We start from the raw sequence: 14,713 nt of genomic DNA on the forward strand, positions 1-14,713 counted from the left end.
GGTGAAGCCCTGGACGCGCAGCATGGGCGTATGCGGGTATGCGTCGCCACAATCGTCCACCACCCCGAGGACGCCCGGATCATGCACAAGCAGATCCGGGCCCTGCTCGACGCGGGGCACGAAGTGACGTATGTCGCGCCTTTCTCCTATTACAACGTCACGCCGGACGCGCACGTCACCGCCATAGACGTACGGCGGGGCGGCGGCCTCAACCGGGCCAGGATGGCGCTGCGCCGCGGCTGCCGGGACGCCGACCTCGTCCTCGCGCACGACATCGACGTTCTGCGGGTCCTGCCCCTACGCCGCCCGCCGATCGTGTGGGACGCGCGCGAGGAGCCCGGCGGTCCGTTGCGCCGCGCCGCCGCGGCCCGGGCCCGGCGCCGCCACCACGTGATCGACCCCTCGACGGTCCCCGAGGCCACCCTGGTGTCGTCCGCTCCCCCGCTCCCGGGCGACACCAGGGTGGTGCACCTCGGCCGGCTCTCGGCCGAGCGTGGCGTCGCCGAGCTGGTCGCGCTCGCCGAACGCCTCGCACCGCACGGCATCCGGCTCGACCTCATCGGCTCGGCCGACCCGCGCGTGCGGCCCATGCTCCGCGACGCGCAGCGGGTGGGGCTGCTCGACTGGTTCGGGTACGTGCCGCTCCGGCACGCGCTGCGGATGACCGAGGGCGCGCTGGCCGGGATCTCGCTCAGCCGGGAGCCGGGCCTGCCGGCCAAGATCCTCGACTACATGGGCCGGGGCGTGCCGGTCGTCAGCACCCCGCAGGAGCTCGTCGAGCGCGCCGCGTGCGGCCTGACGGTCTCCTTCGACACCGAGTCCGTGCTGCATGCCGTACTGGATCTCAAGGAGGACCCGGAGCTGCGGGCGGCCATGGGCGCGCGCGGGCATCAGGCGGCGCGGGCGCGTCACCACTGGCCCGACCAGGCCCCGGCCTTCGTCTCGCTCCTGGAGCGCTGGGCGGGCGCGACCGCAGCCGCGCCCGCCCCGGCGGTCGGTTACGGCTTCTCCAGGTCGTAGGCGAGGTCGGCCACCCGCACGGTGCGGACCAGCGGGTCCTCGATGACCTTGCGCAGCTCGCCGACGGTGGTGAGGGTGTCCACGAAGGCGTAGGCCAGGCCGTCCTTCGCCGCCCGGCGCAGCCGCTCCAGGGTGAGGTCGAAGTCGCGCAGGTTGGCGTCGTCGTGCTCGCGCAGCAGGTCCACCCAGGCGCGGAAGTTTTTCAGCTCGTCGCCGGGCTGCGAGTCCGGGAGGCTGAAGTCCATATCGTAGCCCCAGGTGATCGGGATCGACCTGGGCCGCTCCTCGTAGACCACCCGCTCGGCCGTCACACCGTGCCGCGCCTCGAAGGCCTTCAGCGCGGCCGCGTCGAGGGGCCGCTCGAACTCGACCACCGACAGCGCCCGCAACTCGGCGGGCAGCCTGGCCAGGACCTTGCGCTGGTCCTCCTTGGGCTGGTTGCCGGTCCTGACGTTCATCAGGGCGTAGCTCAGCGTGGTCATCGCCGACGCGCCCAGCGGCAGGTGGCCGGACACGCGCCCGAAGAAGGTCTGCGTGATCGTGTACTCCTGGCCGCCCTGCGTGACGAACCCGCCGTGCGCGCGCAGCGGCCCGCCGCTCATGGTCATGCCCATCGACCACGGCGTCATCTCGCAGCAGGAGGTGAAGGAGAGCCGGTAGGCCGGGGCGTAGAGCTCGAAGGCCACCCCCAGCACCGTGCTCATCCGATCCGCCCGGTCGCTCCGCTTCTGCAGCAGCACCGGCCCGATCACCGCGACCAGGGTCAGGGCCACCACGATCGCCACCGCGCGCAGCGCGGTCCTGGCCACCCCCCGGCGTACGGCCCGCCGCGTGCTCTTGACGTCGAACTCCGGCATCTCGATCATCGTGCACCTCCATAGACCTCGGCGAAGGCCGAGCGGGCCCGCCACACGGCGGTCTTGATCGCGGCGGTCGTGCGGCCGGTCATCGCGGCCACCTCGACCAGGGAGAAACCTTCGAAGTAGACGAGCTCCAGCAGCTTTCTGGTCTGCTCGGGCAGCCGGTCGAGCGCCTGGCGGACGTCCAGGCCGGTCGCGTCGAAGCCCGGGACGCCCAGCTCGTCGGGGTCGGGCAGGGGCAGCTCGACCCGCCGCCGGCGGACGTGGTCGAGCAGGGTCGTGCGAGCGATGGCCAGCAGCCAGGCCGCCGGGTTCTCGCCGCGCCAGCCGAGGAAGGCCCGGGTCGCCCGGACGAAGGTCTCCTGGGCGAGGTCCTCGGCCAGGTGGGGGTCTCGGGTACGGCGCAGCAGGAAGCCGCAGACGAGCAGCCAGTGCTCGCGGTACAGCTCCTCGATGGTGGCCTCCGCGTCTCGGGGACAGTCATGTCAGGAGAAGACGCCGGCCACGCGGGAATGGTCACACGGCAATCCGGTTGATGTACTGGAAGCATGGCATCGCACCTGATCGACGGCCGAACGGTCACCCTGCCCGTCCAGGTGAGGCAGGCGGCGGTCTGCACCGCCAGCTACGCGGTGCGGGCCGACGCGGCGCGGGCCGTGCTGGCCTACACCGGGGTGGAGGTGGCCGAGGTCCTGCCGGGCAAGGCCGTGTGCACGCTGGTCTTCGTCGACTACGGCGACAGCGACCTGGGCGCCTACCACGAGTTCGGGATGACCTTCCTGGTCCGGGCGCCCGGCGGCGGGCAGCCGGGGGCGTTCGTGCACTGGCTGCCGGTGGACCAGCGCTTCACGCTGGCGGCCGGGCGGGGCATCTGGGGCTTCCCGAAGGAACTGGCGGAGGTCGAGCTGCGGATGAGCTCGCCGTACAAGCGGTGCATCGTGCGCAAGGACGGGCGGCTGGTCCTCGACCTGCTGATCAAGCCCGGCCTGCCGGTGCCCGCCCGGACGCCGGTGACGCCGCTGACGGCCTACACGCACCTGGACGGCATCACGCGGCGGATCCCGGCGACGATGCGCGCCGGAGGGAGCCGGATCAGGCCCGGCGGGGCGCTGATCCGGCTGGGGAACCACCCGGTGGCCAAGGAGCTGAGCGAGCTGGGCCTGCCCAAGCGGGCCCTGCTGACCAGCTACTCGGCCCGGGTGGCGATGTCGTTCGAGGCGGCCGGCCGCTGGAGCGGCGAGCCGGCCTGATCGGCCGGGCGGCTCAGACGATGGGCGGGCGGCCCAGCTTGACCATGCGCCAGGCCGTGCGCCAGGCCATCGGGCGGCGTTCGCCCGCCGGGGTGCGCAGGCCCTCCACGAAGCCGCCGAACCAAGCCTTGAGCGCGCTGCCGGAGCGTTCGCGCAGCAGGGTGAGCACGACCCAGTCGATCAGGTAGAGCGCCGCGAGCGGCCAGGGCAGGTTGCGCCGCGCCAGCCAGACCCGGTTGCGGGCGTTCATCCGGTAGAAGTTCTCGTGCCGCGTGGGCGGCACCCACGGGTGGTACATCACCGTCTCGGCGTCGTACTCGATCCGGTAACCCTCGCCGAGCAGCCGCCAGGCGAGGTCGGTCTCCTCGTGCGCGTAGAAGAAGCGTTCGGGCAGGCCGCCGACCTGGAGGAAGGCGCTGCGCCGTACGGCGGAGGCGCCGCCGAGGAAGGTGGTGACGGGCGAGGAGCGCTCGGGGTCGCCGGCGCGCAGCCGGGGCACGTGCCGCCGCTGGGAGCCGGTGCCGTCGGGGTCCATCACGCGGAAGGAGAGCACGGCCAGGTCGGGCTCGGTGGCGAAGCGCTCGCGCACGTGCGCGGCCACCTTCTGGTTGGCGTACCAGCCGTCGTCGTCGAGGAACAGCACGACGTCGCCCGAGCACTCCTCCACACCACGGTTGCGCCCGGCCGGGATGCCGACGTTCTGCTCCAGGCGGACCGTCTTGAGCACCGCGGACGAGCCGGCGGGCGGCGTGGCCGACACCTCGGGCACGTCGGCCCCGTTGCCCACGATCACCACTTCGACGTCGCCGTCGGTCTGGTTGAACGCGGACTCGACCGCCCGGTTCAGCTCAGCGACCCGGTTGCCCATGGTGAGGATGACGCACGAGATCTTCAACGCGTCATCGCCTCGACGCGTTGAGAGCACGGGCGTGGCATTCTGTCATGATCACCGAGTCTGTCTATGTCCTAGTTTGGGATGGCACAAGAGTATCGGAACCGCAAGTGAACCCCCACCGAAGCGCGGGGGTCCGATCATTACGACGGACGCCGGGCGCGGACGGTTCCTCGTTCATGACAGCCTCCTCGACGCCATGATGCTCACCAGGTGAAGAACCACCTGGAGAGCGGCGGCTACCACGCAGGCCACGGTGAGCACCCGCGTCGCGGTAAGGTCGCCGACCACCATATCGATCACGGCTGTGATCAGGGCGAGGATTGACAGTTCCACCGGCTGCACGATGCGGTGGAACTTCGTCGCGCCGACGATCCGGCGGGCCAGGGCCAGCAGCCCCGACCGCAACTGACCGGCGGAGGCCTCGCTGGCGGCGGGCAGCCCGGCGCGCGCCCGGGCCACGTCGACCAGGTCGGTCTCGGACTTGATGAGGATCGCGCCGAGCGCGGCGGCGAAGCCCATCACCGTGTACCAGTCGGGCAGCGTCTCCGAGGCGCGCCAGCCGAGCCCGGCCAGCAGCGCGGCCTCGCAGAAGTAGGCGCCCACCCGGTCGAGGTAGACCCCGGCCAGCGAGGTCTGCCCGGTCCAGCGGGCCAGCTCGCCGTCGGAGCAGTCGAGCAGCAGGTAAAGCTGGATGAGCAGGAACGACACCACCGCCGCGAGCAGACCGTCGAAGGCCAGCACCACGCCGCCGAGCACGCCGACCACGGTCATCACCCAGGTGACCTGGTTGGGGGTGATCGAGGTCTTGGTCAGCAGCCAGGTGACGTAGATCGACAGGCGGCGCATGTACAGCACGCCCGCCCAGTGCTCGCCGTTGCGGCGCTGGATGTGGGTGGGCGGCTGCGCGACCGCGCGCAGCTCAGTGACCGAGGGACTCGACATAGCTCTCCACCCGCTCCCGCACCTCGGGCTCCGACAGGCGGAGGTGCTCCAGGATGGTGTAGCGGCCCGGCCGGGTGGAGGGCGCGAACAGCACGGCCTCGGTGAACTGCTCGACGGTCAGCCCGATGTCGCCCGGGGTGAGCGGCAACTGGTGCTGGCGCAGGCAGCCCACGACCTGCTCCAGCCGGGCGGCGTCGCCGCGCAGGAAGAAGCAGAAGGCGGCGCCGATGCCGGCCAGCTCGCCGTGATTGGAGGTGCCGGGGAAGAGCTGGTCGACCGCGTGCAGGATCTCGTGGTCGCCGCCGCTGGACGGGCGCGAGGAGCCGGCGATCACCATCGAGAGGCTGGACAGGATCAGCGACTCGGCCAGCACGGTCAGGAAGGCGTCGGACTCGATGGAGTCTTTACGCCCGATCAGCGCCTCGGCCGCGGTGCGGGCCATCGAGCAGGCCAGCCCGTCGATCGGCTCGCCGCGCTCGAGGTTGCCGAGCTGCCAGTCGTCGATCGCCGACAGGTTGCTCACCACGTCGCCCACGCCCGAGCGGACCAGCGCCTGCGGCGCGGTGCGCACCAGGTCGAGGTCGACCAGGATGGCCAGCGGCATCGGGACGCCGAAGGAGCCCTTGCCGCCCTCGTAGGTCAGCGAGGCCGTGGGCGAGCAGATGCCGTCGTGGGACAGGTTGGTCGCCACGGCCACCATGGGGATGCCGGCCAGCGACGCGGCGTACTTGGTGACGTCGATGGTCTTGCCGCCGCCCACGCCGACGACCACCTCGTAGGCGCCCTTGCGCAGGTCGGCGCCGAGCGAGACGGCGGCCTCGACCGAGCCGTCGGCGACGCGGAAGACCTCCGCCTCGGCGAGCGTGGGGGCGATGAGGTGCTCGATGTGGTCGCCCTGGCCCGGGCCGACCGCGACGGCGACCCGGCCGGAGGTGGCCACCCTGCTGTCGGCGAGCAACGCGCCGAGTTGCGCGACCGCGCCCCGCCTGACCTCCATGGTCAGCGGGGCGGGCAACATCCTCGCCAGAAGCGGCATCTGGGCTCCTCGATCAGTAGCCGACGGCGATCTCGCGGGCCTTGGCGAGGTCGTCGTGGTTGTCGACCTCGACCCAGGAGACCTCGCCGATGGGGGCTACGCGGATGTTCTCGCCGCGGGCCACCATCTCCTGGTAGCCGTCCTCGTAGTAGAGCTGGGGGTCACGCTCGAAGGTGGCCTGGAGGGCGTCGGCCAGGCGCTCGGCGGCGCCGGGGCGGATGAGGGTGGCGCCGATGTACTCGCCGTACGCCTCGGCCGGGTCCATCAGCTTGGTGATGCGGCGCAGCTCGCCGCCGGGGCCGAGGGTGACCTTCATCTCCTCGTCGGCCAGCTTCTTCACGTTGTCGACCGCGAGCAGGATGTCGCTGTCCTCGGGCGCGGCCAGTAGGGTCTTCTCGACCGAGACCGGGTGCACGGTGTCGCCGTTGAGCAGCAGCGCGCCCTTGGCGAAGTGCTCACGCGCGCACCACAGGGAGTAGGCGTTGTTCCACTCCTCGGCCTTGTCGTTGTGGACCAGCTCCAGGGTGACGCCGTAGCGCTCCTCGAAGGCGGCCTTGCGCTCGTGCACGGCCTGGGCCTGGTAGCCGACGATGATCACGATGTCGCGCAGCCCGACCGCGGCCAGGTTGCGGATCGAGATGTCCATGATCGTCGTTTCCCCGTCGACCGGCACCAGCGCCTTGGGCAGCGTGTCGGTGTAGGGCCGCAGGCGACGTCCGGCTCCAGCGGCCAGCACCATTCCCAGCAACGTGCACTCCTCGGTCGAGCATGACTTGTGTGGCACCCAAAGGTTAGTTGCCAGATGGCCCTGATCGGGTAATCCGGTGTCAGTCCAGGGTTCCCGCCTCGGTCACCTCGCCGCCCGCACGGGGCGCGGCCAGCCAGCACGTCAGGCTCTCCCAGCCGAAGAAGGCCCACAGGTAGGCGGCCAGCAGGCCGAACCCCACGGTGGGCCAGCCCGCCACCACGCCCAGCGAGACGGCGATCATCCGGCCGTCCCAGCCGAGTCCGAAAGTGGACAGCCACGGTGGCGGGTAGACCCGCTGGCGCAGCCGGTAGACCAGGTCGTAGTGGTGGAAGGCCATCGCGCCGAGCAGCGCGAAGATCCACAGCGGGTGCACGGCGTGGGCGAAGCCGACGGCCGCGATGCAGCAGTACTCGATCGCCCGCAGGATCGGCGGCACCAGCCAGTCGTAGCGGCCGTCGTGCGGGGCCGAGCTGCCCGGCCCGGCCAGCAGCAGCGTGACGGCGAAGGCCAGGATCGCCCAGTCGTCGGAGCCGGCCACGCCGATCGCCATCAGCACGCCGATGACGAAGGCGGCGACGACGAGCGGCGGCAGGGGCGGGAGCTGGCCGGCGACCAGCAGGCCCATGCCGCGCGAGAGCGGGCCGTCGTCGCGGTAGGCCACCACGCGGCTGCGCGGGATGGGGGTGAGCTGCACCGAGATCATGCCGTCGCCCTTTCGATGCGGCCGGCGAGCTGGTAGAGCAGCGCGACGCCGCCCCAGGCCAGCAGCGCGAGGAAGGTCACGCGGGCGTTGAACAGGGCGGCGGTGACCGCGATGAGCGCCATGCGCTCCCCGATCGGCAGCACGATCATCTTCTTCAGCCAGCGGGTGAGCGTGTCGCGCTCCAGCCGGGCGCGCAGGCCCAGGGGCCCCTGGTCGGCCGGCTCCATGAGCGAGCGCGGCGGCCGGGCCCAGGAGGCGCCGACCTTGGCCGCGTCGGCCACCGCGCCGGAGAAGGAGAAGTCGAGCGTGTGCCGGACCACCTGGAGCACCATGGCGGCCACCGCGAGCTGCCAGATGCCGTCCGGGTTGCCCTGCCCGGCCGAGTAGCCGACCGCCAGGCCGACGTAGACCACGTACTCCTTGAACCGGTCGGCCATGGCGTCGGACCAGGAGCCCAGCGGGGTGAAGGTCCTGGTGTAGCGAGCGAGCTGCCCGTCCACGCAGTCGAGCACGAACGAGAGATAGACGAGGACGGCGCCGGCGACCTGGGCCGCCCTCGCGCCGTAGGTGAACCACGCCGCCGCGGTCACGGCCAGGCCGATCGAGATGCCGGTGACCGCGTTGGGGGTGAGCTTGAGCCGGGCGGCCAGCCGGACCAGGGGCCTGGTCCAGCTCGACACGAAGTAGGTGGCGAAGAAGCCGTCGTCGGACTTGACCGCGGTGTCCAGCCGTACGCGGGCCTCGTCGACGTCCGCCAGCGCGGCGATGGCCGTGTCGGCGGAGGACTGGCCGGTCACCCGGTCGCAGTGGAGCGGGCCGGCGTCGGCCGCGCGGACGCCGACGCCCGAGCGGACCAGCCCGACCAGCAGCAGGTCGACGGTCTCGATCGGGCTCACCGGGCCGAGCCGGCCCGCCTGGACCAGGTCGGCGAGCTCGTCGGCGATGTCGGCCAGCGTCGCGAGGTCGCGCTCGCTCACCTGGAGCACGCCCAGGAAGGTGGCGTTGGCCTCGGGCACCGTGTGGAAGGAGCTGCCCGCGGCGGCGACCTTGCGGGCCTGCAGCCGCACGGGCGGGCGCAGCGGGCCGGGCGGGCGCTCGGTCGAGACCAGGGCCGCGGTGTCGCTCGCCGGATGCTCCAGCAGCAGCGCGAGGGCTTCGGTATGCGCGACGAGATCGCCGGGCAGCACGACGACCGGCCCCTGCTGGAGCCGGACGAGGGCGGCCACCGCGCGCAGGTCGCCGGCCGGTCCGCCGCCGGCCGCCACGGTCTGCACGTCGTGCACGGGCAGGGTGACGAGCTGGTCGTTGAGCCGGTCGAGCAGGGTGCCGTCGGCGCAGGCGAGGCGGGTGGCCGGCACGCCGGCCAGCACCACCGCGGTCGCGGTGGGCTTCTGTGGGGTCATGGACGGTCGCCTCGGGCTGGACGACATCTGGTCTCGCCGCGGGCTCGGCGGCGTGTCACTCTGCAAAGCGCAGGTCTCCTCCCGGTCGCGAGGGAGTGCGTGGACACAGCGTAGCGACGTAGTGGCCGAATCGACCGTTACCCTCGCCGTATGACCGTTGAATCTCGTCTGCGTTCGGTCGCCGTGGTCCTCGCCGGCGGCGTGGGCCAGCGGCTTGGCCTGAACACCCCCAAGCAGCTCCTCAAGATCGCCGGGAAGACGATCCTGGAGCACACGCTGGCGCTGTTCAACGCCTCGCCCGAGATCGACGAGATCATCGTGCTGATGACGCCCGGCTTCACGCCCGAGGCGGAGGAGATCGTGGCCCGCGCCGGCTTCGGGAAGGTCAGCCAGATTCTCGAAGGCGGCGATTCCCGGACAGAGACCACATGGCGGGCACTCAAGGCGCTCGGGCCGGCCGAGTGCAACGTGCTGCTGCACGACGCGGTCCGGCCGCTGCTCAAGCCGTCGATCATCACCGAGTGCGTGCAGGCGCTGAAGGTGTACGAGGCGGTCGACGTGGCCATCCCCAGCTCCGACACGGTCGTGGTGGCCGCGCCGGGGCCGCGCGGCGAGATCATCCGTGACATCCCCGACCGGGCGCGGCTGCGGCGGGGGCAGACCCCGCAGTGCTTCCGGCTCTCGGTCATCCGCGAGGCCTACGAGCGCGCCTTCGCCGACCCCGACTTCGAGCGGCAGCCGGCCACCGACGACTGCGGCGTGGTCCTGCGCTACCTGCCGGACGTGCCGATCTACATCGTTCCCGGCAGCGAGCACAACATCAAGGTCACCCACCCGGTGGACGTGCACATCGCCGACAAGCTCTTCCAGCTCACCGCGGCCACCGCGCCGCTGCCCACGAGCTTCGCCTACCGCGAGGCGCTGGCCGGCAGGACCGTGGTGGTCTTCGGCGGCAGCTACGGCATCGGGGCCGACGTGGTCGAGCTGGCCCGGAGCTACGGCGCCGAGGTGCACTCCTTCTCCCGCACCCAGAACGAGGTCCGGGTCGAGGACTACGACTCGGTCGCCAAGGCCCTGGCCAAGGTCGGGCGGGCCGACTTCGTGGTCAACACCGCGGGCGTGCTGCACACGGGCAAGCTCGCCGAGGCGAGCGACGAGGCCATCGCCGAGACCGTCGGGGTCAACTACCTGGGGCCGGTGAACGTGGCCAGAGCCGCCCACCCGTACCTGCGCGAGTCGCGCGGCCGGCTGCTGCTCTACACCTCCAGCTCCTACACCCGCGGCCGGGCCGGCTACAGCCTCTACTCCTCCTCCAAGGCCGCCGTGGTCAACCTGACCCAGGCGCTGGCCGACGAGTGGGCCGCCGACGGCATCCGCGTCAACTGCGTCAATCCGGAACGGACCAGCACCCCCATGCGGGAGCGGGCGTTCGGCGACGAACCCGCCCACACCCTGCTGTCTCCCCGCGCGGTCGCCCAGACCTCCATCGACGTGCTCGTTTCCGACCTCACCGGCCAGGTTGTCGATGTCCGCCTGGAAGGGGCAGTTACTCTCTGAACGCATGAGGAGACTCTGCGCGATCATCGCCCTGCTGGGCGCCTACCCTCTGCTGCTGCTCACCGCGCTGTGGCCGGCCCCGGTCCTGTTCGCGCTGGTGGCCGCCGGGTCCTACGCCGCAGAGCTCCTCGCTCCCCGGGTCGCCAAGTCCTTCGTGGACCTGCTGTCGAAGGTGCACCTCGGGGTCACGCTGCGCTTCGCCGTACGGGAGATGGCGGCGGTGCTGCTGGTCGCGCGGACGGCCGGGGCCGACTCGCCGTGGCTCGCCGGCCTGGCCGCCGGACTGTTCGCCATGCACGGCGTGCGGGCCGTCCAGACCGGGCTGGCGATGCGGCTGCGGCAGACGCTGGCCACGATGCCGGTGTCCACCCGCAACCTGGACGTCTCCGAGCTGCGCATCCCGTCCACGCCGCCGAACTTCCTGATCAACCATCGCGGGGTGCGCTGGCTCTACCTCGACGCGCTGCCGGTGCTGGGCGCCGCCTTCGGCGCCGCCGCGGGCGCGCTGGGCGCGGGCCTGGCGCTGGCGATCGGCCTCGCCGCCGCGCTCGCCCTCGTCCCATGGGTACGGCGAGCCGCCCCGCTCACCGATCGCGAACGCGTGCTGGAGATCGCCGACCGCAGGGTCCGCGAGTTCGCGCCCGAGGTGGTCCTGTACTTCTCCGGCGCGGCCGAGGCGGCCTACCAGGCCCGGATGTGGCTGCCGACGCTGGAGCGGCTCGGCCGGCGCTGCATCGTGGTGCTGCGCGAGCGCGGCATGACCGAGCGGCTGGGCCCGACCTCGCTGCCGATGGTCTGCATCCCGGCCAGCGCCGACCTGATGGGCTTTCGCGCGCTGGGCAGCGCCCGGCTGTGCCTGTACGTCGCCAACGTCGGCAAGAACATCCACATGCTGCGCATCCAGGGGCTGCGCAGCGCCTTCATCGGGCACGGCGACAGCGACAAGGAGGCCTCGTTCAACCCCTTCTCCAAGGTCTACGACGAGGTGTGGGTGGCCGGGCCTGCCGGGCGCGACCGCTACCGCAAGGCCGAGGTGGGGGTGCGCGACGAGGACGTCCACGAGGTGGGGCGGCCGCAGCTCGACGGCATCCTGACCGAGGGGCCGGGCCTGCCGTACAAGACGGTGCTGTACGCGCCCACGTGGGAGGGCTGGACCGACGACCTGTTCCACACCTCGCTGCCGTCCATGGGGCCGCGCCTGGTGCGGGCGCTGATGGAGCTGGGCGTGCGGGTGATCTACAAGGCGCACCCGCTGACCGGCTACCGCGACCGGGCGGCGGCGCGGGCGCACCGCAAGGTCGTGACGCTGCTGGAGGGGGCGAACCTGGCCGCGGCCAAGGCCCGGCACCCGTCCTCACCAGGGACGGCGACGCAGTTCAACCACCTGGTGGTGAGCGGGACCGAGCCGCACCTGTACGACTGCTTCAACCTCGCCGACCTGATGGTCGCCGACATCTCCAGCGTGGTGCCCGACTTCCTGGCCAGCGGCAAGCCGTACGCGGTGACCAACGTGGCCGGGCTGCCCGAACGCACCTTCTTCGACCGCTATCCCAGCACGGAGGCGGGCACGCTGATCGGCCAGGACCTGGCGGACCTGGCCGCCTTCGTCGAGGGGCCGGACGAGCTGGCCGAGGCGCGGCGCAAGCTCAGGACCTACCTGCTGGGGCCCGAGTACCCGGACGCGATGACGAGGTTCGGCAACGCGGTGGACCGGGCCCTGCAGCAGGATTAGAGGCCGCGCGGCGGGCGGGCGAGCTTGCGCGGGCTGGTCAGGAAGCCCCAGCCCCACGACAGGTGCATCGTGGCGTAGACCGCCATGAGCCGGGCCTTGACGCCGAACGGCAGGCCGCTGCCGGTCAGCACGGTGCCCGCGCCGATGGCCAGCAGGTAACCGCCGGGGATGATCAGGCCGAGCGGGAACCACGGCGAGACCAGCAGGCCGGCGAGCATCGCCACGACCGCGGCGGGCGGGGCGAGGTAACGCAGGTTGATGGTGCCCTCGTGGGTGCGCGCCACCACGCGCCGCCAGCGGCCGTAGTGGAAGTACTGCTTGGCCAGCGCCTTGATGGTCGGGCGCGGGCGGTAGGAGACGCGCATCCGGGGCTGGAACCAGACCAGGCCGCCGCTCTCGCGGATGCGGTGGTTCATCTCCCAGTCCTGGGCGCGCTGGAAGTGCTCGTCGTACCCGCCCACGCGGCGCAGCGCGGTGCGGCGGAAGACGCCCAGGTAGACGGTGTCGGCGGGGCCTGCCGTACCGCCCACGTGGAAGGCCGCGGCGCCCACGCCGATCTTGGAGGTCATCGCCCGGGCGACGGCCTGCTCGAAGGGGGTGACGCCCTCGGCGGCCATGATGCCGCCGACGTTGTCGGCGCCGGTCTCGCGCAGCGTCTCGACGGCGACCCGGAGGTAGTCGGCCGGGAGCATCGCGTGGCCGTCGACCCGGGCCACGATCTCGTTGCGGGAGGCGCCGATGGCGGCGTTGAGCGCGTTGGGGGTGCGTCCGGTGGGGTTGGGCACGACGACGACGCGGGGATCACGGGCGGCGATCGCGTCGGCGACCTCCTGCGTGCGGTCGTGGGAGGGGCCAACGGCCAGCACGACCTCGATCGGGCCCGGATAGTCCTGGGACAGGACCATCTGGACGGCCTCGTCGAGGTGGCGCTCCTCGTTGAGCACGGGCATGATCACGGAGACGGGCGGCCAGAGGCCGGTCTGCGTGGACGGCGAGTCGGGGAACTGCTTCATGGCGGCCCTCACGCTACTGTACGAGCAGGGTGGTTGGGCAATCTTGACGGTTGCCGGTCTTTACGGTGGAGGCAACGTGGAGGACGCCGGGATCAGTGTGGGCGGCGACGCCTACGGAGGCGTCACCCTGCCGCGGTCGGCTCGCAAGAGCCCACGGCGGCGGCGCCGCAACCTGATCCTGTCCGGCGCGCTGTCGTGCGTGGTGCTGGCCGGCACCGGCGCGGTCTGGGCGACCTCGACCTACGGCCTCGGCGGCTTCGAGGCGGTCGAGGCGGGCGCCTCCGGCATCCAGTCCGACGGGGCGCTCAACATCCTGCTGGTCGGCGTGGACAAGCGCGACAACCTGTCCCGGCGCGAGCAGCGCGACCTGCGCCTCGGCCGCGAGGTGGGCCAGCGCACCGACACCATGATGCTGATCCACCTGTCGGCCGACCACCGCCGGATCACCGTGGTCAGCCTGCCGCGCGACTCCTGGACGACGATTCCCGGCAAGGGCCACCACAAGATCAACTCGGCCTACCAGCTCGGCGGGCCGTCGCTGACGCTCAAGACGGTCCAGCAGGCCACCGGGCTGCCGATCAACCTGTACGTCGAGGTCAACGTGCTGGGCTTCATCGACGTGGTCGACTCGCTCAAGGGCGGGGTCACCGTCTGCACGCCGGTGCCGATCAACGACAAGAAGATCAATTTCAACCTGGCGGCCGGCACGCACCAGCTCGACGGGATCCAGGCGCTCTTCTACGCCCGCACGCGCGCCACCGTCCGCTCCGACTTCGACCGCATCGACCGCCAGCAGCAGGTCATGTCCGCGCTGCTGGACAAGGTGCTCAGCCCCGCGACGCTGACCGACCCGGCGGCGCTCGGCAAGTTCATCAAGAGCGTCCAGGCGAGCGTGAAGATCGACCCGCAGAAGGATCTCAACTCGCTGGTGACGCAGTTGCGCGACACCTCGCTCGACGACGTGCGCTTCGCCTCCATCCCGATCGCCGACCCCGACTACCGCACGCCCACCGGGGAGTCGGCGGTCAAGTGGGACCAGGCAGGAGCCAAGGACCTGTTCCGCCGGATCGCCGCCGACGAGGACCTCGGCCGGCCGAGCCCCTCCCCATCGGCCTCCGCGCCCGCCACGCCCACGGCCAGCCCGTCGCCGCTGACCGTGCCGCCCGCGCGCATCACCATGCGGGTGCTCAACGGCACCGACATCCAGGGGCTCGGCGCCCGCACCCGCGACGCGCTGCTGGCCTCGGGCTTCGTCATCCCGGAGACCGCCGGCAACACCCCGAAGAAGGACTTCACCCGCACGGTCATCCGCTACGGCCCCGGCCGCGAGGACTCCGCCCGCACGGTCGCCGCGGCGCTGCCCGGAGCCGAGCTGAAGCTCACCGACAAGCCCGGCATCGAGGTCGTGCTCGGCAGCGACCAGCCCAAGGTGCGCAAGGTGAAGGCGAACGCCGTGGTCACGCCCAGCCCGTCCGCCTCGGCCTCCGCCGCCCCGACGGCCGCACCGGTGACCAGGACGGCAACCCAGAACATCTGCAAAAATTAGGCATACTC

General features: G+C 71.8%; 14 protein-coding genes. 5 read left to right on the plus strand and 9 right to left on the minus strand.

The genetic code is table 11. The annotated features are described in order from the left end of the window. Positions 1 to 30: 30 nt before the first annotated feature. A complete protein-coding gene (locus ACIBG7_RS03040) occupies positions 31 to 1,020 on the plus strand; it encodes a glycosyltransferase (protein ID WP_397334991.1) in 990 nt (329 codons plus the stop codon). Here the strand turns inward: ACIBG7_RS03040 and ACIBG7_RS03045 are convergent. Together ACIBG7_RS03045 and ACIBG7_RS03050 are read right to left on the minus strand one after the other, a co-directional pair. Next, entirely contained in the window at positions 999 to 1,886 is an 888-nt protein-coding gene (locus ACIBG7_RS03045; RefSeq protein ID WP_397334992.1) for a hypothetical protein, read from the minus strand. The two genes, ACIBG7_RS03040 and ACIBG7_RS03045, sit on opposite strands and share 22 nt — an antisense overlap. Then, a complete protein-coding gene (locus ACIBG7_RS03050; RefSeq protein ID WP_397335338.1) occupies positions 1,883 to 2,335 on the minus strand; it encodes an RNA polymerase sigma factor in 453 nt (150 codons plus the stop codon). Before ACIBG7_RS03050 ends, ACIBG7_RS03045 begins: the two co-directional genes overlap by 4 nt. Positions 2,336 to 2,428: 93 nt before the next feature. Here ACIBG7_RS03050 and ACIBG7_RS03055 point away from each other — a divergent pair, with 93 nt between their 5' ends. After that, a complete protein-coding gene (locus ACIBG7_RS03055) occupies positions 2,429 to 3,130 on the plus strand; it encodes an acetoacetate decarboxylase family protein (RefSeq protein ID WP_357916668.1) in 702 nt (233 codons plus the stop codon). 13 nt (positions 3,131 to 3,143) lie between these two features. On the opposite strand, the gene ACIBG7_RS03060 is transcribed toward ACIBG7_RS03055, so the two are convergent. The 6 genes from ACIBG7_RS03060 to ACIBG7_RS03085 form a co-directional block, all read right to left on the minus strand. Beyond that, positions 3,144 to 4,025 (minus strand): glycosyltransferase, encoded by an 882-nt coding sequence (locus tag ACIBG7_RS03060; RefSeq protein WP_357916666.1) that lies wholly within the window; start codon positions 4,023 to 4,025, stop codon positions 3,144 to 3,146. A 174-nt stretch (positions 4,026 to 4,199) separates the two neighbouring features. Beyond that, on the minus strand, positions 4,200 to 4,967 hold the full coding sequence (locus ACIBG7_RS03065) for a CDP-alcohol phosphatidyltransferase family protein (protein ID WP_357916663.1): 768 nt from the start codon (positions 4,965 to 4,967) through the stop codon (positions 4,200 to 4,202). Then, positions 4,945 to 5,985, minus strand: coding sequence for an iron-containing alcohol dehydrogenase family protein (locus ACIBG7_RS03070; protein ID WP_357918367.1), 1,041 nt, complete (start codon positions 5,983 to 5,985; stop codon positions 4,945 to 4,947). Before ACIBG7_RS03070 ends, ACIBG7_RS03065 begins: the two co-directional genes overlap by 23 nt. 31 nt (positions 5,986 to 6,016) lie before the next feature. Further along, on the minus strand, positions 6,017 to 6,751 hold the full coding sequence (locus ACIBG7_RS03075; RefSeq protein ID WP_357916660.1) for a phosphocholine cytidylyltransferase family protein: 735 nt from the start codon (positions 6,749 to 6,751) through the stop codon (positions 6,017 to 6,019). Between the two features lie 79 nt (positions 6,752 to 6,830). Next, positions 6,831 to 7,454 carry a DUF5941 domain-containing protein gene (locus tag ACIBG7_RS03080; protein WP_357916657.1) on the minus strand — a complete coding sequence of 208 codons (624 nt, stop codon included), beginning with the start codon at positions 7,452 to 7,454 and terminating at the stop codon, positions 6,831 to 6,833. Then, positions 7,451 to 8,857 carry a CDP-alcohol phosphatidyltransferase family protein gene (locus ACIBG7_RS03085; RefSeq protein ID WP_357916654.1) on the minus strand — a complete coding sequence of 469 codons (1,407 nt, stop codon included), beginning with the start codon at positions 8,855 to 8,857 and terminating at the stop codon, positions 7,451 to 7,453. Before ACIBG7_RS03085 ends, ACIBG7_RS03080 begins: the two co-directional genes overlap by 4 nt. A gap of 150 nt (positions 8,858 to 9,007) precedes the next feature. Between ACIBG7_RS03085 and ACIBG7_RS03090 the strand changes: the two genes are divergently transcribed. Then, positions 9,008 to 10,414: a bifunctional cytidylyltransferase/SDR family oxidoreductase gene (locus ACIBG7_RS03090; protein ID WP_357916651.1), complete on the plus strand. Its 1,407-nt coding sequence runs from the start codon at positions 9,008 to 9,010 to the stop codon at positions 10,412 to 10,414. A gap of 4 nt (positions 10,415 to 10,418) precedes the next feature. Then, entirely contained in the window at positions 10,419 to 12,146 is a 1,728-nt protein-coding gene (locus ACIBG7_RS03095; protein WP_397334993.1) for a CDP-glycerol glycerophosphotransferase family protein, read from the plus strand. Here ACIBG7_RS03095 and ACIBG7_RS03100 read toward each other — a convergent pair. Next, positions 12,143 to 13,159, minus strand: a complete 1,017-nt coding sequence (locus tag ACIBG7_RS03100) for a glycosyltransferase family 2 protein (RefSeq protein ID WP_397334994.1) — start codon at positions 13,157 to 13,159, stop codon at positions 12,143 to 12,145. The genes ACIBG7_RS03095 and ACIBG7_RS03100 overlap by 4 nt on opposite strands. A gap of 76 nt (positions 13,160 to 13,235) precedes the next feature. On the opposite strand from ACIBG7_RS03100, the gene ACIBG7_RS03105 reads away from it, so the two are divergent. Beyond that, positions 13,236 to 14,705 (plus strand): LCP family protein, encoded by a 1,470-nt coding sequence (locus ACIBG7_RS03105; RefSeq protein ID WP_397334995.1) that lies wholly within the window; start codon positions 13,236 to 13,238, stop codon positions 14,703 to 14,705. Positions 14,706 to 14,713 lie beyond the last annotated feature (8 nt).

Origin of the sequence: Nonomuraea sp. NPDC050328, from assembly GCF_044459405.1 — a bacterium.
GTDB lineage: Bacteria > Actinomycetota > Actinomycetes > Streptosporangiales > Streptosporangiaceae > Nonomuraea.